Origin of the sequence: Serratia sp. SCBI, assembly GCF_000747565.1 — a bacterium.
GTDB lineage: Bacteria > Pseudomonadota > Gammaproteobacteria > Enterobacterales > Enterobacteriaceae > Serratia > Serratia ureilytica.
On the sequence record NZ_CP003424.1, the window covers coordinates 3626060 to 3648930 of the forward strand.

The window sequence follows — 22871 nt, forward strand, 5'->3', positions numbered from 1 at the left end:
GAGGGTTATCGCCATACTTTGGGAGAATAAGAAAAATGCAACGCGCAGGCATAGAGCCGGCCGGCCTTTGAATAAGAGATATATTTGCGATTTTTATCCCAGGTCAGCAGGGAATTATTGGCAAAGTAATAAACCTCCAGCGGCATCCCGTTAGCCAATTTCGACCAACCTCGGCTTCTTATCACGGTAAAGTCACCGTTATCGCTGAGCGTAATCAACGGCACGCCCCAGGCATAGCGGGATATTTGCATCTGAATAATGAATTGGCTTTCGCAGCTTATTTGGTAATTCTGTACATCAACATCCATAATTTATATTTTTGGTGCCACCCTACGGTCAAAATAAATAAGATATGAACAACTCACCACGATTAACCCCAGCACGATCAGCACGGCACCCAATACAAACTCAATTTGCAGCGGCTCGCCGAGCATGACGACGCCGGCCAGGATGCCGAATACCGGCGTCATAAAGGTGAGAATCCCCAGCGAGGACGCCTGATAACGACGCAACAGTGAAAACCAGATCAGGTAACTGAAAAACGACACGATCACCGTTTGGAACAGCAGGCTACTCCAGGCCACCCGGCTCAGAACGACGTGCAAATTGCCCGACGCTATCGCCAGCAACGACAGCAGCACGCAGGCGCCCGTCAACTGGAACAGCAGCGTCTGTTTAGCCGGACACTCTGCCAGACGCGAGGTACGGATCACCAGCGTAGAACCGCCCCAGGCGATCCCCGCCAGCAGGCCGTAGAGATCGCCCTTCAACCGAGCTGCGTCGCCGCTGCCCTCAGCCATGCCCGATATGGCCAACACCACGCCGCCAAAGGCGATGAGCATGCCAAGCCACTGCACCGACGACAGGCGTTCCTGGCGAATCAGAAAATGCAGGCCGAGAGCGGAAAACAGCGGCGCGGTGTACAAAAACACCGCCATATGCGAAGCGCTGGTATAGCGCAGCCCTTCGGAGACAAAAAAGAACTCCAGCGCGAACAATGCCCCTACGCTCAAACCGGCGCTCAGCGTGGCACGATCCCAGGTGAAGCACTCGCCGCGGCAGCGCGCCAGCAGGTAAACCCCCAGGGCGGCAAGACCGGAGCGAATGGCAATTTGCAGCACCGCCGACACATCCGGTTCAGCGGCCTTGATCGCCACCTGCTGCATCCCCCAAATGGCGCATAGCATCACCATGGCGGCGGCAGCCCTGCCGTCGATACCGATTCTTGCATTCATAATAGGGTTCCCGCCGCCGTTGAAATAATCACAGGCTGCCGCCGCGTTATTCTTTATACACCACGATTTCCTGATAAAGCTTAATAACTTCGCCATCGCTGTCGACGGAGTCGGTATATTCAGTTTGCTGCGCCAGGTGAATCACCTTCCAGCCTTTTCGCGCCAATTCCGGGATCGTCAGGCGCCCCACGCCGCGGCAGAAAAACAGAGTGTCGTCAGACAACCTTAGCTTACTAACCTCTGCATAATCATAAGATTGAGAATGGCAGACGTGCGACTCCGCCGCCATCGCCGATAATGAAAACAGCCCCACCAACAACATTAACAGGTTTCTCATGGCGACCTCCCAATCGCTTATTCCTGCCAACCGATTACGCAAAAATGCCTCACGTTAATACGGCGGTGACAGGCTGGAATTAATTATCTCTTGCATGGCTGAAATTACAGGCTGGGGTTGGTGACTGACAAATGAAAAATATAAACCTTGGCGTTAAATGAATTCATCCGAGTGGAGAGAGAGGAGCAGAGCGGCCACTTTCACCGCACGAAATGGTCAAAAACCGGCCAATAATTAGCAAGAAAAGTAATTATTTATTTCACCGTTTATGTTACAAATTCCGCCCGCCGCTAAAACACCAAAAAAAACCGTCAAAATGCGCAAAAACGCAGCTTTCTGCGCAAAACATCGGCATGGCGGCGCTGATGAGGGCGGTCATACCTAAAACAGGGATAACACATGGCAATGAAATTGCGCGTAATGACTCAAGCGGTGGCGCTGGGTCTGGCGATCGGCAGCGCGTCGTTCGCCGCTCAGGCGGAAATCACCCTGCTGAAGCAAGATCCACAGGCCGGCGATCCGCTCAGCCGCCTGAACTTCACCGTTGGCGGCAGTATTCGTCCGCAGTTCAACAACATGACGGGCGACGGTGACAAGGGCTCGTACAAGCGTAACGGCTTCGACGGCGGCACCCGCTTCCGTTTCGCGGCGGACTACTATCTGTTCGACGATATCAGCTGGATCAGCTACTACGAGCTGGGCGTGAACATTCCGGCGCTGTTTGACTGGGATCATCACTATGCCGACGGCGCGAGAAACACCAGCCGCCGCATGCTGTACACCGGCCTGAAAAGCAACACCTGGGGCCAGATGACCTTCGGTCAGCAGAACAGCGTTTATTATGACGTGGTGGGCGCCAAGACCGATATCTGGGACTACGACATGCTGGCCCAGGCGCCGGGCAACGGCATTAACGGCGACTACGACGGCTCTTACCGTTCACGCAAAATGCTGAAGTACAAGAACCGCTTCGGCGATGCGGACGTTTACGCCTCGTACCTGTTCAGCGACAGCGACTACCTGCCGGGCAACGGCCTGCGCTACAAGCGCAAAGGTGGCGGCTCTCTGGGTGTGGATTACCATATCACGCCGGACCTGACCTGGGGCACCGCCTGGAACTACACCCGCGCCGAAATGCGCAACCCGTCCACCAGCGGCAGCAAAAGCTACGATCAGAACATTTTCGGCACCGCCATCAGCTGGAAACCGGACAACTGGACCCTGACCTTCGGCGGCGGTTACTACAACGACTTCCTGACCACCAAGAAATCCGACGTCAATAATTACTTCGCCGGCGATGCGTGGGGTATCGAATACCTGGCCGGTTATACCGTGCCGGTAGGTCAGTACGCGGTGAAATCGGTGATGCCGTACTTCATGGGCGACCGCCTGGAATACATCACAGGCCGCAACTACCAGCGTATCGATAACGGCCTCGGGGTGACCGTACAGTTTGACTACGGTTTCCGCGTTGACGTGGAGCACGTGCTGACATCGAGCACCGACAACCTCGGCGATATGACCGTGGTGCGTCTGCGCTACGATTTCTGATTGCTCAGAATGCAAAAAAGGCCGCTCAAGCGGCCTTTTTCGTTTATTGACGCAGCGTCAGAAGCCGCCGCGCGCCGAGCGCCCGACCGCTTCGCCCAGTTGCCATACCGCCATGGCGTAATGGGTGCTGTGGTTATAGCGCGTGATGACGTAGAAGTTCGGCAGACCATACCAATACTGGTAGCCGGTGCCGACATCCAGCCGCAGCAGGCTGGCCTCTTGGTTATCACCAAGCGAACCCTGCGGGCTCAGGCCGGCTTCGGCCAGCGCGGCGACCGAGTAGCGCGTCTTGAAGCCGTTTTCCAACCCCGGCGCCTGGCCGTTGGCCTGAATGGCGACCGGCTCGCCTTTGGACCAGCCGTGCGCTTTGAAGTAATTGGCCACGCTGCCGATGGCATCGACCGGATCCCACAGGTTGATATGCCCATCGCCGTTGAAATCGACCGCATAGCTTTTGAAGGAAGAAGGCATGAACTGCCCGTAGCCCATCGCACCGGCGAAGGAACCGCGCAACTCGAGCGGATCGTCGCCTTCGGTGCGCGACATCAGCAAGAAGGTTTCCAGCTCACCGGCGAAGTAATCGGCGCGGCGCGGGTAGTCGAAGGCCAGCGTCGCCAGCGCATCGATAATGCGGGTTTTACCCATTACGCGGCCCCAACGGGTTTCCACGCCGATAATCCCCACGATAATCTCCGGCGGCACGCCGTACACCTGCCAGGCGCGCTGCAGCGCATCCTGATATTGATTCCAGAACACTACGCCGTTTTGCACGTTATCCGGGGTGATGAACTTGTTGCGGTAGCGCAACCAGGAGCCATTCGGCCCGGTTGGCCCCTGGGTAGACGGCGTCGGCGCCTGCCTGTCCATCAGCCGCAGCACCGAATCCAATCGCCGAGCCTGCGCCAGCACGTCGTGCAGCTGCTGCCGGTCAAAACCGTGTTCCTGCACCATCTTCTCGATAAAGCGCGCGGTATTCGGGTTATTGGCGAAATCCCCACCCAGCGGCGCGCCGCTGTGCGCCGGGCTCAGCAAAAAGCCGCCCTTTACCGGGGCGCTCTGCGGCGTAGCGGTGGTACTGGGTTTCGGCGTGCTGCTACAGGCAGCAAGCAAGGTAATCAGCGGTAAAAGCGCAACCAGGTGACGCATCGGATATCCATATAGCCATGCAAGAGATAAGTGGGAGTTATGTTAATGCATTGTTCAACGCGAACAAACAGGATTATGCCGCCAATGACCGCGTCAGGTAGCCAAACGTGCCAAATTGTGACGTTTTGCACGGGCAAAGAACGCCCGGTGCGGCCGCGCTGAATCTCAACCGCAACTAAATGAGAAAAGTTATCACCTTGACGCCCACGTTTGCCCCGATAAAATGCCCGACTGCTTGCCACCCGGCTATCGCCGCAATGATCACGACAATGGACTGCGATGGAATCTCTCGGACAACTCGCCAAAGACCTGTACCGTGGGCGCATCTCGCGCAAACCGTTTATTTTCTCGCTGGCGATCTTCGCCATCGGTATCGTGCTGCTGTCGTTTCTGTCGACCTATCTGGATAAAAACCATTTTCGCGCCCACGCGCACGGCGACGGCGCCGAATTCGTCTCGGTGCTGCTGTATCTGCTGTGCATTATGGTGTGGGCGTTGTTCTGTTTCGGCCTGGTCACGTGGTTCATGGCCAAAACCGCATTCCGACTCAACGATATCGGCCTGCCCGGTTGGGCGTTGGCCGTCGCGTGCTATGTTTGCTCGGTGCTCAACAACTACTCCCCCGGCCCGGTAGCGCGCTGGCTGCCGCTGTTCAGTCTGGCAGTCATGGTCTGCGCCCTGCTGTTGCCGCCCGACGGGCTGCGACGCAAGCCGCGTGAACAGACCGATTAAGCGCCATTCCGCTCAAGGCTATGGCTATCCGCCGGCCGTGCCGTCACAATAGCGCCTCATTCAGGTTTTAATCAGGGATCGCCATGTTCAGCCATTACTTCGCCCATTACGCCTTCGATCGCGACAGCGACGCCTGGCAGATCGGTTTTCGCGACTTCCCCGAGTGGCAAACCGCCTGCTATAAACGCGAAGACATCGAACTGGAGGCGCAGGAAAGCCTGTTGGCCGCCATCGCCGCCACGATGGATGAAGGTTTGCCCCTGCCCGCCCCTTCCCCTCTGCAAGCCGATGAGTTGAGGGTACACCTGCCGGCGCTGGTGGCGCTGAAAATCGAACTGCACAACGCCATGCTGCGCAAAAACACCGGTAAAGCGGCGCTGGCGCGCAAGCTGGGTTTCAACGGCGGGCAAATGGAGCGGTTGCTGGATATCGGTTACGCCTCGAAGGTGGAAGCGTTGGAGCAGGCGCTGTATCTGTTGGGCTACGACGTGCGCGTGACAATAAGTGAAGTTTGCCAATAAGTTAGCAACAGGTAAGCAAAATATTATCCGCAGGGGCTAAATTTTCCTCCATTCGCGCCGATGTGATCGTTACCTAATCCTCTGTCGCAACAACGAAGGCTAAAAATGGAGTGGAGTCGCCGTCATATTTGGGCCGTTATTCTGCTGTCTTGTCTCGTTTTTTGGGTCATTCTGGCGACCGGCATCAACGCCGTCGCCTGAGCGCCTGCCGCTGCATTCTTTCATCCCTTATTTTACAGCCCGCCACGGCGGGCTAGTTCCTGTCGCCCGCCGATGAAAAGCGTTATAAAACAGCGCGCCCTGTTCAAAAAACAGCCTAAAATTGTGATCAAAAACACAGTATTGAAATCAGACCAGTATTGAGAGTACATTAGCGCCGATCCTGTCGCGGTTCGGATTTTACCTCACGGAGCATGAGGCGCGACAACCGGACAACCCGCGCGCGAGGACGTTGTTCTTTCGTTTGGAAGAACCCGCCCGACAAACAGGTTGCCCATAAAACACTCAGCACAACAATCGGGATCATTGCTGGCGAGGACTCCAGACAGGAGTTGTTCAGTGAAATATTTTTTGATGGGCGTGTCATTCATGCTGGTTGCCTGGGTTGGCACCTTCATGTTGATGGTTGCCTGACCGGGAACACAGCCAAAGGGACGCGCGAGCGTCCCTTTGTCGTTTCCGTCGTTCGCCGTTATTTGCCCGGCATCATGCGGCGCAGGGTGTCGTCCTTGCGCAGGTAGTGGTGATACAGCGCCGCCAGCGCATGCGCGCCAATGATAAAGTAGCCGATATTCGCCAGCGTCTCATGAACCGTTTTAACCAGCTTGCGCATCACCGGATCCGGCGTCACCCATTGCGGTACCGGCCACCCCAGTAAAGTCCACGATTTCCCGCCGTAGGCCAGGGTTAACACGCCCAGCAGCGGCAACATCAGGAATACCACGTACAGCAGCCAATGGAAGATCTTGGCGCCCACTTCCTGCCATTCCTCCAGCGGCGGCGTGGTCGGCGGCGTCGCGTGGAGGGTGCGCACCGCCAGCCGAATCAGCATCAGGGCAAAAACCGAAGCCCCAAAATTAAAGTGCAGATTTTTGACCAGCGGCGCCCACGCCTCCGGCACCGAATCCTTCAGCAACATCGCCGCGTAGGTGAGGATCACCATCAGCAGCGTCAACCAATGTAAAACGATTTGCGATCGCGCGTAGCGGTTGCTCATACACTCTATCCAAAAAATAAAATTCAGCGTAGTCGAGCATAATGGGGAAATAATGAAGAAAACCTTGGGACGGGAAAAAATAAGGCCGGACAAACGTCCGGCCTGACAGGATTATTTGGCGCCGCCGCCTTTGCCCGACATCAGCAACCCGTCCGCGCGGAACATGGCCTTGATGCCGCGCACCGCCTGGCGAATACGGTCCTGATTTTCGATCAGCGCGAAGCGCACATGGGTATCGCCATAGTCGCCGAAGCCGATGCCCGGCGAAACGCAAACCTTGGCTTCCGCCAGCAGGCGTTTGGCGAACTCCAGCGAACCGAGATGGGCATAAGGTTCGGGAATTTTCGCCCAGACGTACATCGACGCCTTCGGGTTCTCCACCATCCAACCCGCCTCATGCAGCCCTTTCACCAACACATTGCGGCGCTGCCGATACTGTTCGGCGATATCGCGCACGCACTGCTGATCGCCTTCCAGCGCGGCGATGGCCGCCACCTGCAGCGGCGTAAAGGTCCCGTAGTCGTGATAGCTCTTGATGCGCGCCAACGCGCTGACCAGTTCGGGATTGCCGACCATGAAACCGATGCGCCAGCCGGCCATGTTGTAGCTTTTCGACAGGGTGAAGAACTCCACCGCAATGTCTTTCGCCCCCGGCACCTGCATGATCGACGGCGCTTTCCAGCCGTCATAGACGATATCGGCATAGGCCAGATCGTGGATCACCAGCACGTTGTACTGCTTGGCCAGCGCCACCACCCGCTCGAAGAAATCCAGCTCCACGCACTGCGCGGTCGGGTTGGACGGGAAGCCGAGGATCATCATTTTCGGGCGCGGAATGGTTTCGCGAATGGCGCGCTCCAGCTCGCCGAAAAAATCCACGCCGTCCACCAGCGGCACCGAGCGCACCTGAGCGCCGGCGATCACCGCGCCGTAAATGTGGATCGGGTAACTGGGGTTCGGCACCAGCACGGTATCGCCGTGATCGAGGGTCGCCAGCATCAGGTGCGCCAGCCCCTCTTTCGAACCGATAGTGACGATGGCTTCGCTTTCCGGATCGATATCCACCTGATAACGATCGGCATACCAGCGCGAAATGGCGCGGCGCAGGCGCGGAATGCCGCGCGAGGTGGAATAACCGTGGGTGTCGTCGCGCTGGGCGACGGCGCACAGTTTTTCCACGATGTGCGGCGGCGTCGGGCCGTCGGGGTTACCCATGCTGAAGTCGATAATATCCTCGCCGCGACGGCGTGCGGCCATCTTCAGTTCGGCGGTGATGTTGAATACGTAAGGGGGAAGGCGTTCAATGCGCGTGAAACGGCGCTGTGGACTGTTATCAGCCATAGGGGATTCCTCGATAGACGTTAGCGCCCGGACCGTCCGAGCGACGCTGGCCAGCGAACTGACCGAATATCGAACATAGCGCAGCGCCGACGAGCTTGTCGATACCCTGCGCGATATTTTTATTTAGCGCTCTGAAACTCCGCCGCCAGCAGCCCGAACAGCCAGTCGTCGCACCACTGATCCGCCAGACGGTAGTTGTCGCGCAGCGTGCCCTCCAGCTGGAAACCACACGACTCCAGCAGGCCGCGCGAGGCGACGTTACCGGCGGTCACGGTGGCGGTCAGCTTGTGAAAACCGCAGGCGTTCACCGCAAAATCCAGCACCGCCCGCAGCGACTCCTTGCCATAGCCCTTGCCCTGCCCGGAAGGCAAACTCCCATATCCCACTTCCGCCTGCCGATACGGCGCCCAGTGCGGGCGAAAGCCGGTAATGCCCACCGCCTCTCCGCTGTGCTTCTCACGCATCACCAGGCACAGCCACTGGTCGCCGTGTTTCTCCCAGACCGGCAGGCGCTCCTCGAACCGTGCGCGGATCTCCGCTTCGCTGCGCGGATCGGAGATGTAACGGATCACCTCGGGATCTTGGTACAGGCGCAGAAACAGCGGCCAATCCTCGGCGGTTATCGACTGTAACTGCAGACGTTCAGTGACCAGCTTCATAAAATCTCCGAAAAACGAAAAAGAGGAACTTACGAATGAAAGATATCTCTTTATTTTCCCCGATTGGTTGCCGATAATCATTTACGTTAAAACCACAAAACCATAACGTCTTGCCCGATTCCCTACAACTGCCCGCCGCCGTTACCCACGCGGCATCAGGAGAACACCATGGCCTCTTTAGTCATCGACGATATTCCGCAGGCGATCGTTAACGTCAAGCGTCAGCTGCGCCAGGCATTGCCCAACTATCGCGACGTATTCCAGGCGCTGGAAGAGAACATCCGCGGCCAGGTCGAACAGATTCGCCGCGAACTGGCCGCCGGCCACAACCCGGTGCCGCAAATTGACGCGGAAGATATCCTGCAGCAGCGCGTCACTGAACAACAAAAAGCGCTGATCAAACAACGCGGCGCCTGCGCTATTCGCGGGGTGTTTCCGCGCGCCAAAGCCGAGGGCTGGAACCGCGAAATCGGCGATTACCTCGATCGCAACAACTTCGTCGAGCGATTGAAAAACGCCGCCGAAGACAACTATTTCGGCAAGCTGGCCGCCAGCAAGCCGCAGATCTACGGCATCTATTGGTCAAAACCGCAGGTTGAAGCGCGGCAGGACGCGCGCATGCATGCGGTGCAGGTGTTCCTCAACAGCCTGTGGGCCACCGAAAGCAACGGCAAGCAGCATTTCGATCCGACTCGCGTCGCCACCTACGCCGATCGCACCCGCCGCCGCCCGCCGAACTCCTCGTCGCTGGGTCTGTCGCCGCACGTCGACAGCGGCACCATCGAGCGCTGGCTGGACGAGAACTTCCGCTATGTGTATCGCCACGTCTTCTCCGGCGACTGGCAGCAGTACGATCCCTTCGCCGCCGACGGCCGCACCGAAGTGCGCGAGATAGCCTCTCCGGCGGTCTGCTCGATGTTCCGCACCTTCCAGGGCTGGACGGCGCTGACGCCGCAGCGCACCAACGCCGGCACGCTGAACCTGGTGCCAATCGCCAACGCCATGGCCTATGTGCTGCTGCGCGCGCTGCAGGACGACGTCGCCGATGACGATCTATGCGATGCGGCGCCGGGTCGCGCGCTGTCGATCTCGGAAAAATGGCATCCCCTTTTATTAAGCGGGATTTCCCCTATTCCCGATCTGGAGCCGGGCGACACGGTCTTTTGGCACTGCGATGTGATCCACGCGGTGGAGAACGAACATAACGGCGAGTTCGACAGCAACGTGATGTACATCGCCGCCGCGCCGGGCTGCGAGAAAAACGACGCCTATCTGCAGCGCCAGCTGCCGAGCTTTATCGACGGCAGAACGCCGCCGGACTTCGCCCCCGACGATTTCGAGGTCGATTTCGAGGGCCGCGCCACCGTCGAGCTGCTGACGCCGCTGGGCAAAGCGCAGCTCGGCATGCGCTGACCGCCGCCCCCAGCCACGGGCCTCTCTCGCTGTGGTATACTGCCGTCATCCGTAGGCCGCAGCGAGAACCCGTCGTGCACCCTTTTTTTGAAATGCTGTTGGCGGTGTTTGATCGCGCCGCGCTGATGTTGATCTGTCTGTTTTTCCTGACCCGCACCCGGCTGTTCCGCCAACTGCTGCAAAAAAGAAGACCATACGCCGCTTGAGCTCGGCATCGTCACGGCGATCTTCTCGCTGTTCGCGCTGTTCAGCACCTACTCCGGCATCAACGTTGAGGGATCGCTGGTCAACGTGCGCGTCATCGCCATCATGGCCGGCGGCATCCTGTTCGGCCCTGGGTGGGGATCGTCACCGGCATCATCGCCGGGGTGCACCGCTATCTGATCGACATCGGCGGCATCACCTCGGTGCCCTGCCTCATCACCAGCATCATCGCCGGCATCAGCGCCGGCTACATCAACCTCAAGGTGAGAAAAGAGCAGCGCTGGCGCGCCGGCATCGTCGGCGGCATGCTGTGCGAATCCCTCACCATGCTGCTGATCGTGCTGTGGGCCAAGCCGACCGAGCTTGGGCTCGACATCGTGTCGCAGATCGCGCTGCCGATGATCCTCGGCACGGTGTGCATCGGCCTGATCGTGCTGCTGGTGCAGAGCGTCGAGGATGAGAAAGAAGTGATCGCCGCGCGCCAGGCCAAGCTGGCGCTGGATATCGCCCACAAGACGCTGCCCTATTTCCGCAACATCAACAGCGAATCGCTGGCCACCATCTGCGATATCATCCGCCAGGATATCCGCGCCGACGCGGTGGCGATCACCGATACCCATCAGGTGCTGGCTTACGTCGGCGTAGGGCGCGAAGCCTACCCGATCGGCCGCGAAGGGCTGAGCCGTGTCACTCGCGAAAGCATTCGCCACGGCAAAATCATCATCAAAAACAACCTGGAAAACCCGGCCGCGCCGCAGATCCATTCGCAGCTGGTGGTGCCGCTGTGGGAAAAAGGCGAAGTGACCGGCGCGCTGAAAATTTACTACTGTCACGCTCACCAGATCACCAACACGCTGAAGGTGATGGCGGTCGGGCTGTCGCAGATCATCTCCACCCAGATGGAGGTTTCGCGCATCGAGCACCTGCGTCAGATGGCGGATAAAGCCGAAATGCGCGCGCTACAGAGCAAGATTAACCCGCACTTCCTGTTCAACGCGCTGAACGCCATCTCTTCCTCCATCCGCCTGAATCCGGACACCGCGCGCCAGCTGATCATCAACCTGTCGCGCTACCTGCGCTACAACCTGGAGCTGAACGACGAACTGATCGATATCCGCAAGGAACTGCATCAGATCCAGGATTACATCGCCATCGAACAGGCGCGTTTCGGCGCCAAGCTGACGGTGATTTACGACATCGACGACGACGTCTCGGTGCGCATTCCGAGTCTGCTGATCCAGCCGCTGGTGGAGAACGCCATCGTGCACGGCATCCAGCCCTGCAAGGGCAAAGGGGTAGTGGTGATCGCAGTGAAAGATCAGGGCGACCGGGTGAAAATATCGGTGAAGGATACCGGCCACGGCATCAATCAGGAAACCATCGATCGGGTGGCGCGCAACGAGATGCCGGGCCACAATATCGGCCTGCTCAACGTACACCACCGCGTGTCGCTGCTGTACGGTGAAGGGCTGCATATCCGCCGCCTGGAGCCGGGCACCGAAATCGCGTTCTACATCAGCAAAAACGGCGGCAAGCTGCATCAGGAGCCGAGCGCGCCGCCGGTCGGGGAGGCCTCATGAAAGCCATTATCGTGGAAGACGAATTCCTCGCGCAGGAAGAACTCAGCTACCTGATCAAGAAACACAGCAATATCGATATCGTCGCCACCTTCGAGGATGGCCTCGACGTCCTCAAATACCTGCAGACTCACCAGGTCGACGCCATTTTCCTCGACATCAACATCCCGTCGCTGGACGGCGTGTTGCTGGCGCAAAACATCAGCAAATTCGCGCATCGCCCGTCTATCGTGTTCATCACCGCCTATAAAGAGCACGCGGTGGAAGCGTTCGAGATCGAAGCGTTCGACTATATCCTCAAGCCCTATCACGAGGCGCGCATCGTCACCATGCTGCAAAAGCTGGAGGCGCTGCATCATCGCCCCGCCGGCGCGACGGAGCCGGCCAGCGCGCCGAGCCGCGGCAGCCACAGCATCAACCTGATCAAAGACGAGCGGATCATCGTTACCGACATCAACGACATCTATTACGCCGCCGCCGATGAAAAGGTGACGCGGGTCTATACCCGCCGGGAAGAGTTCGTGATGCCGATGAACATCACCGAGTTTTACGGCCGGCTGCCGGAAGAGCATTTCTTCCGCTGCCACCGCTCTTACTGCGTTAACCTGGCGAAGATCCGCGAGATCGTGCCCTGGTTCAACAATACCTACATTCTGCGGCTGAGCGATCTCGAGTTTGAAGTGCCGGTCAGCCGCAGCAAGGTGAAAGAGTTCCGCAAGCTGATGCGCCTGTAAGCGCTTACCAGCGCGGGCCCGGACGGTAGTAATACCCCGGCGGCGGCGGTGGCGGCATGCGGTAATGCGGCCGGTCGCGCCAGTCGCGCCGCGGCGGCCCGTAGTAAATCACCCGGGGCGGCGGGCCGTAATAGTACCCGCGCGGGCGTTCATACCGGCGGTGATCGGCCCACCAGCGCGGATCGCGCCAGCGATAGCCGTCCCAGTAATGGCCGCGATTGTCGCGATCGCCGATATGCAACGACAGGCCAGGCACGTTCACGCCGATGGAGACGTCGGCCTGGCTCGCCAGCGGCAGCGCCAGCAGCGCAGCCAGTAACAACAGCGTTTTTTTCATTTCATGGCTCCTGCAGAGCGGACCTTGTCCGATCGCAGATAACATAGCCCCGCGCTCACCGCCGCTCTATAGGCGCAATGCCGATTTACGCCTTTCAGACGCATCCTTCACAATTCCACCACAATCGTTCACCGGCGATTAACAATAAATCGTTGATATCTTTGATGTAGATCACGTGTCACCCCCGGCATTTCACGGGCTTTCAGGCGCAAAAACGGCAACTCACGCCGCATAAAATGCATTTCATTCCTTCCGTCGTGCAACTCATTCCCGATCCGCCGCCCGCCGCAGGGGCCGGCCATATAATAAGCCCATACCGCGGGAACGCTGATTCACCCCGCAAATTTCAGCCAACGGCTCACGCCCGGCAACGCACACACAGGAAGGAGACCGGCCATGAACACCAAACCGGCAAATCGCAGCTTAATCGTTCTCGGCACCATCATCTGTCAGATGGGTCTGGGCACCATCTACACCTGGAGCCTGTTCAACCAGCCGCTGGTCGACAAGTTCCACTGGGGGCTGGCGGACGTCGCCACCACCTTCTCCATCACCAGCTTCTTCCTGGCCTTCGCCACGCTGTTCGCCGGTAAGCTGCAAGAACGCTTCGGCATCCGCAACCTGACGCTGTGCTCCGGCATCCTGGTCGGCCTGGGCCTTATCGCCAGCGCCCACGTCAGCTCTCTCGACATGATCTACCTGCTGGCCGGCGTGGTGGTGGGCTTTGCGGTCGGTATCGCCTACATCTCCACCCTGTCCAACCTGATCAAATGGTTCCCGGCCAACAAAGGCCTGATTTCCGGCATCTCCGTCGGCGCCTTCGGCAGCGGCAGCCTGCTGTTCAAATACGTCAACGCCGCCCTGATCGCCGACGTCGGCGTTTCCGGTGCCTTCTTCTACTGGGGTGCCATCGTGATGGGCCTGATCGTCGTCGGCTCCCTGCTGCTGAAAGAGCCGGTGCTGGCGACCAACGCCGCACAGCCAGGCGCCAACGGTCTGGGCAACGACTTCAGCGTGCGCCAGATGCTGGCCACCAAAGAAGCCTACCTGCTGTTCACCATCTTCTTTGCCGCCTGCATGAGCGGTCTGTATCTGATTGGCATCGTGAAAGACATGGGCGTTCAACTGGCCGGGATGGACTTGGCCACCGCCGCCAACACCGTGTCCGCCGTCGCCATCTTCAACACCGCCGGCCGCATCATCCTGGGGACACTGTCCGATAAAGTGGGCCGTATGCGCGTCATCAGCTTCACCATGCTGGTTACCGTGCTGGCGATTGTCGCCCTGAGCTTCATGACCCTGAACCACACGCTGTTCTTCATCTGCGTCGGCGCGGTGGCCTTCTGCTTCGGCGGCAACATCACCGTGTTCCCGGCGATTGTCGGCGACTTCTTCGGCCTGAAAAACCACAGCAAGAACTACGGCATCATCTACCAGGGCTTCGGCCTGGGCGCGCTGGCCGGTTCGTTCGTCGCCAAATACTTCGGCGGCTTCCACGCCACTTTCATGGTGATTGGCGTCCTGTCCGCCGCCTCCTTGCTGATTACGCTGTTCATCAAAGCGCCGAAAGCCGTGGAAGTGGAAAGCGAAGAAACGGCACAGGCGGCAGAGCTGGCCAAAGCCTGATACCCCGCGAAAACGACAAGGGGCGCAACCTGCGGGTTGCGCCCCTTTTTTATCGTGCCGCCGCGTTGCTTACAGCTGCATGCCCAGCGTCTGGCGCAGATGCGCGCCGGCTCCCAGCAGGCCCGGTTGGCCATGGGTTATCATGAACACCGGAATGTCTCGCACATAGTCACGGAAACGCCCTTTGTCTTCGAAGGCGGCGCGGAAGCCCGAGGCCTTGAAGAATTCCATAAAGCGCGGCACGATGCCGCCGGCGATGTACACGCCGCCAAAGGTGCCCAGATTCAGCGCCAGGTTGCCGCCGAAGCGCCCCATGATCACGCAAAACAGCGACAGTGCACGGCGGCAGTCGATGCAGCTGTCGGCCAGCGCCCGCTCGGTAATGTCCTTCGGCTCCAGTTTCTCCGGCAGGCGGTTGTCCGCCTTGACGATGGCGCGATACAGGTTGACCAGGCCCGGCCCGGACAGCACGCGCTCGGCGGAAACGTGCCCCACTTCACCGCGCAGCACCTCCAGAATAATGTCTTCTTCTTCGCTGTTCGGTGCGAAATCGACATGGCCGCCCTCGCCCGGCAGGCTGACCCAGCGGCGATCGACCTGCACCAGGTGGGCAACACCCAGCCCGGTGCCGGCGCCGTACACCGCGATCGGTTTGCCCGGCTGCGCATCGCCGCCGCCAAACTGCAGCACGTCGTCCGACGAGAGCATCGGGATCGCCATCGAGACGGCGGTGAAATCGTTGATCACTTCCAGATGACTCAACCCCAGGTTGGCCTTCATTTCTTTGATAGAGAACGCCCAGCTGTGGTTGGTCATCGCAACCCAGTCTTCCGTCACCGGGCAGGCGATCGCGATACAGGCGTCCTGCACCTCGATATCGCACGCTTTCAGATAGTGGCGGATCACCGCCTCCAGGCTGTCGAACTCCAGGCCGGAATAGGTTTTCGCCTGGGTAATCTCACCCGTCGCAACAGTGCACAACGCCAGGCGGGCATTGGTGCCGCCAACATCACCTACGAGGGCATAGGTCATTGATTTCGTCTCCGCAAAATGAAAAATAAAAAGCTGCCCACACTGTAAAATCCTGCTGCGAAAACAACAATCACCCGCCTCGGATCTGCGCCCCAATAGCGATCCGGATCACAAAAAACGTTTCAGCTGGCCCGCCAAGCCGCGATTTGAAACAAATTGCGGCAAAAAACGCGCCGCCGCGACTGTTAACCGTCATCGACGCCGGGCAATATCAATGCGTGCCTGCTCGCCGATAGTCTGGCAAGCTGTGGTCACTGTCCAACCACCCGCTCTCCCTGCCCTGCATGGAGGCATCGACAAGGGATTATCCATGCTGCATCCGCGCGCCAATGCCATGTTGGCCTTTGCTTTGCCTGCGCTGATTATCGGTTCCGCCTCCAGTCTGGTGCTGCTGTTGATGATGAAAGTCGCCGCTACGCTGCAGCAATGGCTGTGGGTGACGCTGCCCGACGCGCTGAGCCTGGACGCCCAGGCACCCTGGTGGCCGCTCGGCATGCTGACGCTGACCGGCGTGGCGGTCGGCCTGATCGTGCGCTATATGCCGGGCCATGCCGGGCCTGATCCGGCGACGGAATCGCTGATCGGCATGCCGCTGCCGCTCTCCGCCCTGCCGGGGCTGGGATTGGCGCTGATCGTCGGCCTGGCCGGCGGCGTCAGCCTGGGGCCGGAGAACCCGATCACCGCCATCAATATCGCGCTGGTGGCGGCGGCGGGGGCGCGCCTGCTGCCTAAAGTGCCGCGCATGGACTGGATCATCCTGGCGGCCGCGGGCACCATCGGCGCGATGTTCGGCACACCGGTCGCCGCCGCGCTGATCTTCTCGCAAACCCTGGCGGGCAATAACGAAACGCCGCTGTGGGATCGGCTGTTCGCCCCGCTGGTGGCCGCCGCCGCCGGCGCGGTCACCACCCAGCTGTTCTTCGTGCCCAATTTCGCCCTGCAGCTCGACGCCTATGACGTAACCCGGCTGCCGGACATCTTCAGCGGCGCCATCGTGGCGCTGATCGCCATCGCGCTCGGCATGGTGGCGCTGTGGTGCTTCCCGCACGTTCACCGCCTGTTCCATTCGATGAAGAATCCGGTGTTGATGCTAGGACTGGGGGGCTTTGTGCTGGGCCTGCTGGCGCTGGTGGGCGGTGAGATTACCCTGTTCAAAGGGTTGGATGAAATGAAGCGCCTCGCGGCAGACGGCAACTATTCGGTGCCGGCGCTGTTGGCCGTTACCCTGACCAAGCTGGCGGCGCTGGTGATCGCCGCCGCCTGCGGCTTTCGCGGCGGGCGCATCTTCCCGGCGGTGTTCGTCGGCGTGGCGCTGGGGCTGATGCTGCATCAGCACGTTCCGGCGGTGCCGGCGGCGATCACCGTCTCCTGCGCCATCATGGGGCTGGTGCTGGTGGTCACGCGCGACGGCTGGCTCAGTCTGTTTATGGCGGTGGCGGTGGTGCCGGATCTGCACCTGCTGCCGATCTTGTGCATCGTGATGCTGCCCGCCTGGCTGGCGCTGGCGGGCAAACCCTTGATGCTGGTGAACCGCCGGCAACCGCCGCACGACGATTAGGCCAGCGCGAACGCCGCGGCGGCGCGAGCGTGGATCGCGGTGGTGTCGAACACCGGCACCGAGGCATCCCGCTCGCTCACCAGCAACCCTATCTCGGTGCAGCCGAAAATAATCCCCTGCGCGCCCTGTTGTTCCAGATCGCTGATGATCCGGCGATACTCGTCGCGCGAGGCGTCGCGAATTTTGCCGAGGCAGAGTTCGTCATAGATGATGCGGTGCACAATGTCACGATCGGCGCTGACCGGCGTCACCACATCGATGCCGTGCAATTCCTGCAGGCGGCCGCGGTAGAAGGTCTGCTCCATGGTAAAACGCGTGCCCAGCAGCCCGACGCGGCGAATGTTTTTCTCTCGCACCTGGAGCGCCGTGGCATCGGCGATGTGAATCAGCGGCAGGCCGCTGGCCTGCTCGACCGCCTCCGCCACCTTGTGCATGGTGTTGGTGCAAATCACGATAGCTTCGGCGCCGGCGGCGCGCAAAGCCACGGCGGCGGCGGCCAGCAGCCGGCCGGCGCCATCCCAATCGCCCTGGTGCTGCAAGCGTTCAACCTCCTGAAAATCGACGCTGTAGAGCACGATTTTGGCCGAATGCAGCCCGCCGAGGCGCGCCTTTACCTGCTCGTTGATAGTGCGGTAATACGGAATGGTGGATTCCCAACTCATGCCGCCCAGCAGACCCAACACTTTCATCCTTCACTCCTCAGCATTTTCCGACGATCCTCTGACCTTACCTGAGAATCGCCGGGCTGACGACGCCTTATTTGGCGCCGGAATTGATCGGCTGGCGCGCTTCGAACCAGCGCTGGCGCAGCGTGTCGTACAGCCAGTTGTAGGCCATGGTGTACGGCAGGAAGAACAGGAAGAAACCGATTTCCAGCATAAACGCCTGCGCCCAGGAAATGCTCAGCATCCAGGCGGCGATCGGCACGCCGATCAGAATAAAACCGGCTTCAAAGCCGACGGCGTGCAGCGCACGCACCTTCAGGTTACGCACCACCCGGCTGACCGGCCACAGGCGGTCGAACACCGTGTTGTAAACCATGTTCCACAGCATCGCGACGGTGGACAGCATCACCGCCAACGCACCGACCTGCACCATTGAGCGGTTCAGCAGCCACGCGCCCAGCGGGGCGCAAACCATCACGGCGATGGCCTCGAAACCGACGGCGTGGACGATACGTTCAATGAGAGACTTGTTTTGCAGTTGCATACATCACCTTTTTTTCAACAGTTGTTGCGAAAGCCAGGTGATTATCATCGCTTTTTTGGGTAGATTAAAAATAGGTTCCATCGATAAAGTAGATATATGCACTATTCACCGGAAGCGTTACAGGCGTTCGTTGAAGCCGCCGCCCTCGGCTCATTTTCCGCCGCCGCGCGCAAGCTGCGCAAAAGCCAATCCACCGTCAGCACCGCCATCGCCAATCTGGAAGCCGACCTGGCATTGACGCTGTTCGATCGCAGTGCGCGCCAACCGGTGCTCACCGCCGCCGGCCGCAAGGTGCTAGGGCACGTGCAGGAGATCCTCGCCGCCAGCGAGCGACTCGACGCGCTGAGCATTCAGCTGGCGGGCAATGTCGAACCGCGCCTGAGCATGGTATTTTCCGATACCTACCAACCGAAGCATCACGACAGCCTGATGCAGCGGTTTGAACAACGTTACCCGGAGATTGAGCTGGAATGGATGATCGCCGAGGAAGGCGACGTTATCGATCTGCTGCAAAGCGGCCGCGCGCATTTGGGCATGGTGGAAGTGCAAAAACGTTATCCGCCGGATATCGCCTTCTCCCGCCTGCCTGAGCAGACCGAAATGGGGTTGTTCGTCGCGCATGGGCATCCGCTGGCGCAGGTCGCCGCGCCGACCCCGGAGCAATTATCCAGCACCCGTCAGCTGATCCTGAATACTTACACCGGCGCCGAAGCGGCCAGACAAGGCGGGCTGGTCTGGTCGGCGCCCAGCTATCTGCTGTTGCTGGAGATGGCGGAACAGGGATTCGGTTGGGCGGTGCTGCCGCACTGGCTGGTGCAACAATACGGCCACGGCAGGCTCACCCAGCTGCGCCCGCGCGGTTGGCCCAAACTGATTTCGGTGGATGCGGTATGGTCCAAACTGACCCCGCCGGGCCCGGCGGGGTACTGGATGCTGGAGCGATTGCTGGAAGACGACGCGGCTCAGGCGGCGGCGTTGCGCGACTGAATAACGCGCGAGATCGTATCGAGCAGTTCGGGAATATCCATCTTTGGCAGCATCACTTCGATGAAAGCCAGCCGGTCGCCCTGCGCCGCCTCACTCAGCGCCTGGCGCAGCGCCTCCGGCTGACTGACCCGCAACGCCGTCACCGGCCGCCCACCGGCCAATGCCGTTGGCAGCTGCGTCCAGTTCCACCGGGCGATGTCGTTGTAACTCTGCTCCGGCCCGTGGATAGCGCGTTCAATCGTGTAGCCCTGATTATTCAGCACGAAGATCACCGGTTTAAGCCCGTCGCGCAGCATCGATCCCAGCTCCTGCACGGTCAATTGCGCGGCGCCGTCGCCGATCAACAGCACCACCCGGCGCTGTGGTTCGGCGGTTTGCACCCCGAAGGTCGCCGGTAAGGTATAGCCGATCGAGCCCCAGAGCGACTGCACGATCATCCGGCTGCCGCGCGGCAGCGTCAAGGTCGCGGCGCCGAAACAGGCCGTGCCCTGCTCGGCCAGCACGATATCCCCCGGCCGCAGGAAATCCTGTATCTGCCGCCAGAAGGCGTGCTGATCCAACCCTTCCCCATCGCCTTCCGGCAGCGCCGGACGGCCGATCGTCGGCAACGGCCAGCGCGACGCCAGCGACAGAGTCAGGCGGTGCAGCGCCTGCACGGCGGCGCACATCGGGATGCGGCTGAACCGTTGACGACCGACCCAGGATTCGAACGGTTGGATATCGATGCATTTTTCCGCCGGCAGATGATGCGTGAATCCTCCGGTAATGGTGTCGGTGAGACGCACGCCAACGGTGATCACGACATCGGCATTTTCAATCAGCGCTTTGGTCGCCGCAGCGCTGGCGCCGCCGCTGTAGGTGCCGACAAAACCGTCGCGGTTCTCATCCAGCACGCCCTTGCCGAGCAGCAGCGTGGCGTGCGGGATAGCCACCTCCTGCATCCAGTTATCCAGCGCCGTTTCAACACCAAAGCGGTCCGCCAGAAAGTCCGCCAACAATGACACTTGCCGCGCCGATTGCAGCTTTTCACGCGCTGCGGCGATAAACGCCTGCAATGCGCTCCGCGACAGCCTGGCCTGGCGCAGCATCAGCGGCGCCGGTTTGGCCGGCAGCGGCGCTTCCGCTACGTCGCTGGGCAGCATCAGATAAACCGGACGATGATCCAGCAAGGCGGCGTCGATCAGGCGGTCGATCTCCCTGGCGGCGTTGTCGGCGGTCAGGTTGGCCTGTGCGACGCTGACTTCTTTGGCTATCCGCGCAAAGTGAGTGAAGTCGCCATCGCCCAGCGAATGGTGCAGCAAATCGCCGGCGAGCTGGGCACGCTGCGCCGGTGTGCCCACCACGTGGATCACCGGCAGGTATTCGGCATAACTGCCGGCCACGCCGTTCAGCGCGCTCAGCTCCCCGACGCCGAAGGTGGTGAGCAGCGCCGCGGCCGGTTTGCAACGCGCATAGCCGTCGGCGGCGTAGGCGGCGTTCAGTTCGTTGGCGCAGCCTACCCAGGTGATTTGCGGATGAGCGATGACGTGATCGAGGAATTGCAGGTTGTAATCCCCCGGCACGCCGAAGACGTGGCGGATGCCAATCTGGGCCAGACGATCGAGCAGATAATCGGCCACCGTGTAGATCTGAGTCATGATCATCACCTGTCTGCAGCTGAAGCGATTATCTTTAAGTATCGAAGATGCCGGTTAATTTTCGAACAGCGCTTTCCGTGTCGAGCGGCAACCTGGCGTTACATGCCGGCCTTGTGATCGCCCCCTCGGCGGCACGCTGTGAAAACGCATACACTCAAAACACGCCACTTCTTCGCCGACAAAGGATCACGATGTCCTACTCAGCCTCCCCCTCGCGTTATCAAGATATGGAATACCGGCGCTGCGGCCGCAGCGGATTGAAGCTGCCCGCCGTCTCGCTCGGGCTATGGCACAACTTTGGCGACGCCACGCTGTACGACAACGCCCGCGCCCTGATCCGCTGCGCCTTCGATCGCGGCATAACCCACTTCGATCTGGCCAACAACTACGGCCCGCCGCCCGGCGCCGCCGAGGAAAACTTTGGCCGCATTCTCAACGCCGATCTGCGGGCCTGGCGCGACGAGCTGATCGTCTCATCCAAAGCCGGTTACACCATGTGGCCCGGCCCCTACGGCGATTGGGGCTCGAAAAAGTACCTGGTCGCCAGCCTCGATCAGAGCCTCAGGCGCATGGGATTGGAGTATGTGGATATCTTTTATCACCATCGGCCGGACCCGGACACGTCGTTGGAAGAAACCATGGCGGCGCTGGATCTGTTGGTGCGCCAGGGCAAAGCGCTGTATGTCGGTTTGTCCAACTACCCGGCCGAGCGCGCGCGCCAGGCGTTCGACATCCTGCAGCGGCTCGGTACGCCGTGCGTGATCCACCAGCCCAAGTATTCGATGTTTGAACGCGGGCCGGAGGCGGAATTGCTGGATACGCTGGCGGATCATGGCGTCGGCGCGATCGCCTTCTCCCCGCTGGCGGGCGGCCTGCTGACCGATCGTTATCTGCACGGCGTCCCGCAAGATTCCCGTGCCGCCAGCGGCAGCCGTTTCCTGCAGCCGGAACAGCTGACCGCCGACCGACTGGACAAGGTGCGCCGCCTCGATGCGCTGGCGCGGCAACGCGGGCAGAAGCTGTCGCAGATGGCGCTGGCCTGGGTGCTGCGCGGCGATCGCGTCACCTCGGTGCTGATCGGCGCCAGCAAGACTGCGCAGATAGAAGACGCGGTGGGCATGCTGGCCAATCGTCACTTCACTGAAGAAGAGCTTGCGCAGATCGAGAACATTTTATTGTAATCGCTTACAAATTCCGCCGCTCAATTGAGCGGCGATGCCCCAGAAAAATCTCAAATCTCGACCTCCGGCGCCCTTTTCAGAGTGGCTCTCAGATTCAACCCCATGCGCCGGCGCTATGATGCCGATATTGCAGTAAAAATAACGATAAGGCCGTTTTTTAAACTGATGAACGCGCTTCATAAAGTGATCAACGGCCAGGCCGCGCAAGCGGAAAGGAGAAGTCATGTTTAAACCTCTGCTCTTGGCCGCCATCTTGGCGGCGACGGTACTGCCCGCCGCACAGCAGGCGCACGCCGAAGGGATCAGCATCGATCTGATGCCGGGCGTTTCATTGCGCATCGGCGATCAGGACAATCGCGGCCGTTACTGGGACGGTTACGACTGGCGCGATCGCGACTGGTGGCAAGGCCATCAGGGACGCTATCTCGGCGATCGCAGCCCGCGCGGCTATTACTGGGATGGCTATCGCTGGCGCGACCGCGACTACTGGCGCAAATATTACTACTCGCGCGACGGGCGCTATTACAAATGCGACCATCATTGCGACAAGCATTACTGGAAGAAAGAGAAAAAACACCACCACGATCATGACCGCGATCGCTGGCGCCGCCACGGCGATGACGACCGCGATTAACGAC

General features: G+C 60.1%; 24 protein-coding genes and 1 pseudogene. 12 read left to right on the forward strand and 13 right to left on the reverse strand.

Going from position 1 to position 22871, the window contains the following annotated elements:
- Nucleotides 1–5: 5 nt before the first annotated feature.
- From SERRSCBI_RS17020 to SERRSCBI_RS17030, 3 genes are read right to left on the reverse strand one after another with little or no spacing between them, the layout of a single operon-like run.
- Nucleotides 6–308 carry a hypothetical protein gene (locus SERRSCBI_RS17020; RefSeq protein ID WP_042785132.1) on the reverse strand — a complete coding sequence of 101 codons (303 nt, stop codon included), beginning with the start codon at nucleotides 306–308 and terminating at the stop codon, nucleotides 6–8.
- A gap of 3 nt (nucleotides 309–311) precedes the next feature.
- Nucleotides 312–1235: a DMT family transporter gene (locus SERRSCBI_RS17025; protein ID WP_042785133.1), complete on the reverse strand. Its 924-nt coding sequence runs from the start codon at nucleotides 1233–1235 to the stop codon at nucleotides 312–314.
- Nucleotides 1236–1281: 46 nt separating this feature from the next.
- On the reverse strand, nucleotides 1282–1572 hold the full coding sequence (locus tag SERRSCBI_RS17030; RefSeq protein ID WP_042785134.1) for a hypothetical protein: 291 nt from the start codon (nucleotides 1570–1572) through the stop codon (nucleotides 1282–1284).
- A gap of 399 nt (nucleotides 1573–1971) precedes the next feature.
- Here SERRSCBI_RS17030 and SERRSCBI_RS17035 point away from each other — a divergent pair, with 399 nt between their 5' ends.
- Complete coding sequence (locus SERRSCBI_RS17035; RefSeq protein WP_042785135.1) at nucleotides 1972–3123, forward strand: porin; 1152 nt, start codon at nucleotides 1972–1974, stop codon at nucleotides 3121–3123.
- 57 nt (nucleotides 3124–3180) lie between these two features.
- On the opposite strand, the gene mltB is transcribed toward SERRSCBI_RS17035, so the two are convergent.
- Nucleotides 3181–4269, reverse strand: coding sequence for a lytic murein transglycosylase B (mltB, locus tag SERRSCBI_RS17040; protein ID WP_033632457.1), 1089 nt, complete (start codon nucleotides 4267–4269; stop codon nucleotides 3181–3183).
- Nucleotides 4270–4548: 279 nt separating this feature from the next.
- On the opposite strand from mltB, the gene SERRSCBI_RS17045 reads away from it, so the two are divergent.
- The 3 genes from SERRSCBI_RS17045 (at nucleotide 4549) to ypdK (ending at nucleotide 6155) form a co-directional block, all read left to right on the forward strand.
- On the forward strand, nucleotides 4549–5001 hold the full coding sequence (locus tag SERRSCBI_RS17045; RefSeq protein WP_033643931.1) for a DUF805 domain-containing protein: 453 nt from the start codon (nucleotides 4549–4551) through the stop codon (nucleotides 4999–5001).
- A gap of 83 nt (nucleotides 5002–5084) precedes the next feature.
- A complete protein-coding gene (locus tag SERRSCBI_RS17050; protein WP_033651988.1) occupies nucleotides 5085–5522 on the forward strand; it encodes an antitoxin HicB in 438 nt (145 codons plus the stop codon).
- A gap of 558 nt (nucleotides 5523–6080) precedes the next feature.
- A complete protein-coding gene (gene ypdK / locus SERRSCBI_RS24805) occupies nucleotides 6081–6155 on the forward strand; it encodes a membrane protein YpdK (protein ID WP_099782600.1) in 75 nt (24 codons plus the stop codon).
- Nucleotides 6156–6213: 58 nt separating this feature from the next.
- Here ypdK and SERRSCBI_RS17055 read toward each other — a convergent pair whose 3' ends face one another.
- The 3 genes from SERRSCBI_RS17055 to SERRSCBI_RS17065 all read right to left on the reverse strand — a co-directional run bounded on the left by SERRSCBI_RS17055 (nucleotide 6214) and on the right by SERRSCBI_RS17065 (nucleotide 8738).
- Nucleotides 6214–6738, reverse strand: a complete 525-nt coding sequence (locus SERRSCBI_RS17055) for a cytochrome b (protein ID WP_033643933.1) — start codon at nucleotides 6736–6738, stop codon at nucleotides 6214–6216.
- A gap of 111 nt (nucleotides 6739–6849) precedes the next feature.
- Nucleotides 6850–8079, reverse strand: coding sequence for an alanine transaminase (alaC, locus tag SERRSCBI_RS17060; RefSeq protein WP_042785136.1), 1230 nt, complete (start codon nucleotides 8077–8079; stop codon nucleotides 6850–6852).
- A gap of 119 nt (nucleotides 8080–8198) precedes the next feature.
- Nucleotides 8199–8738 carry a GNAT family N-acetyltransferase gene (locus tag SERRSCBI_RS17065; RefSeq protein WP_042785137.1) on the reverse strand — a complete coding sequence of 180 codons (540 nt, stop codon included), beginning with the start codon at nucleotides 8736–8738 and terminating at the stop codon, nucleotides 8199–8201.
- Nucleotides 8739–8906: 168 nt separating this feature from the next.
- Between SERRSCBI_RS17065 and SERRSCBI_RS17070 the strand changes: the two genes are divergently transcribed.
- The 3 genes and pseudogenes from SERRSCBI_RS17070 (at nucleotide 8907) to SERRSCBI_RS17080 (ending at nucleotide 12666) form a co-directional block, all read left to right on the forward strand.
- Nucleotides 8907–10151: a DUF1479 domain-containing protein gene (locus SERRSCBI_RS17070; protein ID WP_042785138.1), complete on the forward strand. Its 1245-nt coding sequence runs from the start codon at nucleotides 8907–8909 to the stop codon at nucleotides 10149–10151.
- Nucleotides 10152–10225: 74 nt separating this feature from the next.
- A pseudogene (locus SERRSCBI_RS17075) lies at nucleotides 10226–11935 on the forward strand (LytS/YhcK type 5TM receptor domain-containing protein).
- Nucleotides 11932–12666, forward strand: a complete 735-nt coding sequence (locus SERRSCBI_RS17080; protein ID WP_025303751.1) for a LytTR family DNA-binding domain-containing protein — start codon at nucleotides 11932–11934, stop codon at nucleotides 12664–12666. The pseudogene SERRSCBI_RS17075 and the gene SERRSCBI_RS17080 overlap by 4 nt, the downstream one beginning before the upstream one ends.
- A gap of 4 nt (nucleotides 12667–12670) precedes the next feature.
- Here the strand turns inward: SERRSCBI_RS17080 and SERRSCBI_RS17085 are convergent, their stop codons facing one another.
- On the reverse strand, nucleotides 12671–13003 hold the full coding sequence (locus SERRSCBI_RS17085; protein WP_033643938.1) for a DUF2502 domain-containing protein: 333 nt from the start codon (nucleotides 13001–13003) through the stop codon (nucleotides 12671–12673).
- Nucleotides 13004–13399: 396 nt separating this feature from the next.
- Between SERRSCBI_RS17085 and SERRSCBI_RS17090 the strand changes: the two genes are divergently transcribed.
- Entirely contained in the window at nucleotides 13400–14629 is a 1230-nt protein-coding gene (locus SERRSCBI_RS17090) for an OFA family MFS transporter (protein ID WP_033643939.1), read from the forward strand.
- Between the two features lie 69 nt (nucleotides 14630–14698).
- Here SERRSCBI_RS17090 and glk read toward each other — a convergent pair whose 3' ends face one another.
- Nucleotides 14699–15661: a glucokinase gene (gene glk, locus SERRSCBI_RS17095; protein WP_042785139.1), complete on the reverse strand. Its 963-nt coding sequence runs from the start codon at nucleotides 15659–15661 to the stop codon at nucleotides 14699–14701.
- 310 nt (nucleotides 15662–15971) lie between these two features.
- On the opposite strand from glk, the gene SERRSCBI_RS17100 reads away from it, so the two are divergent.
- Nucleotides 15972–17219 carry an ion channel protein gene (locus SERRSCBI_RS17100; RefSeq protein WP_033643940.1) on the forward strand — a complete coding sequence of 416 codons (1248 nt, stop codon included), beginning with the start codon at nucleotides 15972–15974 and terminating at the stop codon, nucleotides 17217–17219.
- On the opposite strand, the gene SERRSCBI_RS17105 is transcribed toward SERRSCBI_RS17100, so the two are convergent.
- Together SERRSCBI_RS17105 and SERRSCBI_RS17110 are read right to left on the reverse strand one after the other, a co-directional pair.
- The gene (locus tag SERRSCBI_RS17105) at nucleotides 17216–17908 is read right to left on the reverse strand and encodes an aspartate/glutamate racemase family protein (protein WP_019453821.1); all 693 of its coding nucleotides are present in this window, start codon (nucleotides 17906–17908) and stop codon (nucleotides 17216–17218) included. The genes SERRSCBI_RS17100 and SERRSCBI_RS17105 overlap by 4 nt on opposite strands.
- Nucleotides 17909–17975: 67 nt before the next feature.
- Nucleotides 17976–18428, reverse strand: coding sequence for a multidrug/biocide efflux PACE transporter (locus SERRSCBI_RS17110; protein WP_016926809.1), 453 nt, complete (start codon nucleotides 18426–18428; stop codon nucleotides 17976–17978).
- Nucleotides 18429–18524: 96 nt separating this feature from the next.
- Between SERRSCBI_RS17110 and SERRSCBI_RS17115 the strand changes: the two genes are divergently transcribed.
- The gene (locus tag SERRSCBI_RS17115; RefSeq protein WP_033651995.1) at nucleotides 18525–19415 is read left to right on the forward strand and encodes a LysR family transcriptional regulator; all 891 of its coding nucleotides are present in this window, start codon (nucleotides 18525–18527) and stop codon (nucleotides 19413–19415) included.
- Here the strand turns inward: SERRSCBI_RS17115 and SERRSCBI_RS17120 are convergent.
- Nucleotides 19391–21052, reverse strand: coding sequence for an alpha-keto acid decarboxylase family protein (locus SERRSCBI_RS17120; RefSeq protein WP_042785763.1), 1662 nt, complete (start codon nucleotides 21050–21052; stop codon nucleotides 19391–19393). The two genes, SERRSCBI_RS17115 and SERRSCBI_RS17120, sit on opposite strands and share 25 nt — an antisense overlap.
- Before the next feature lie 191 nt (nucleotides 21053–21243).
- On the opposite strand from SERRSCBI_RS17120, the gene mgrA reads away from it, so the two are divergent.
- Nucleotides 21244–22233: an L-glyceraldehyde 3-phosphate reductase gene (gene mgrA / locus SERRSCBI_RS17125; RefSeq protein WP_042785140.1), complete on the forward strand. Its 990-nt coding sequence runs from the start codon at nucleotides 21244–21246 to the stop codon at nucleotides 22231–22233.
- Here the strand turns inward: mgrA and SERRSCBI_RS24810 are convergent.
- Entirely contained in the window at nucleotides 22225–22458 is a 234-nt protein-coding gene (locus tag SERRSCBI_RS24810; protein ID WP_127897177.1) for a hypothetical protein, read from the reverse strand. The two genes, mgrA and SERRSCBI_RS24810, sit on opposite strands and share 9 nt — an antisense overlap.
- Between SERRSCBI_RS24810 and SERRSCBI_RS17130 the strand changes: the two genes are divergently transcribed.
- Nucleotides 22457–22867, forward strand: a complete 411-nt coding sequence (locus tag SERRSCBI_RS17130) for a DUF2502 domain-containing protein (protein WP_046896266.1) — start codon at nucleotides 22457–22459, stop codon at nucleotides 22865–22867. The two genes, SERRSCBI_RS24810 and SERRSCBI_RS17130, sit on opposite strands and share 2 nt — an antisense overlap.
- Nucleotides 22868–22871 lie beyond the last annotated feature (4 nt).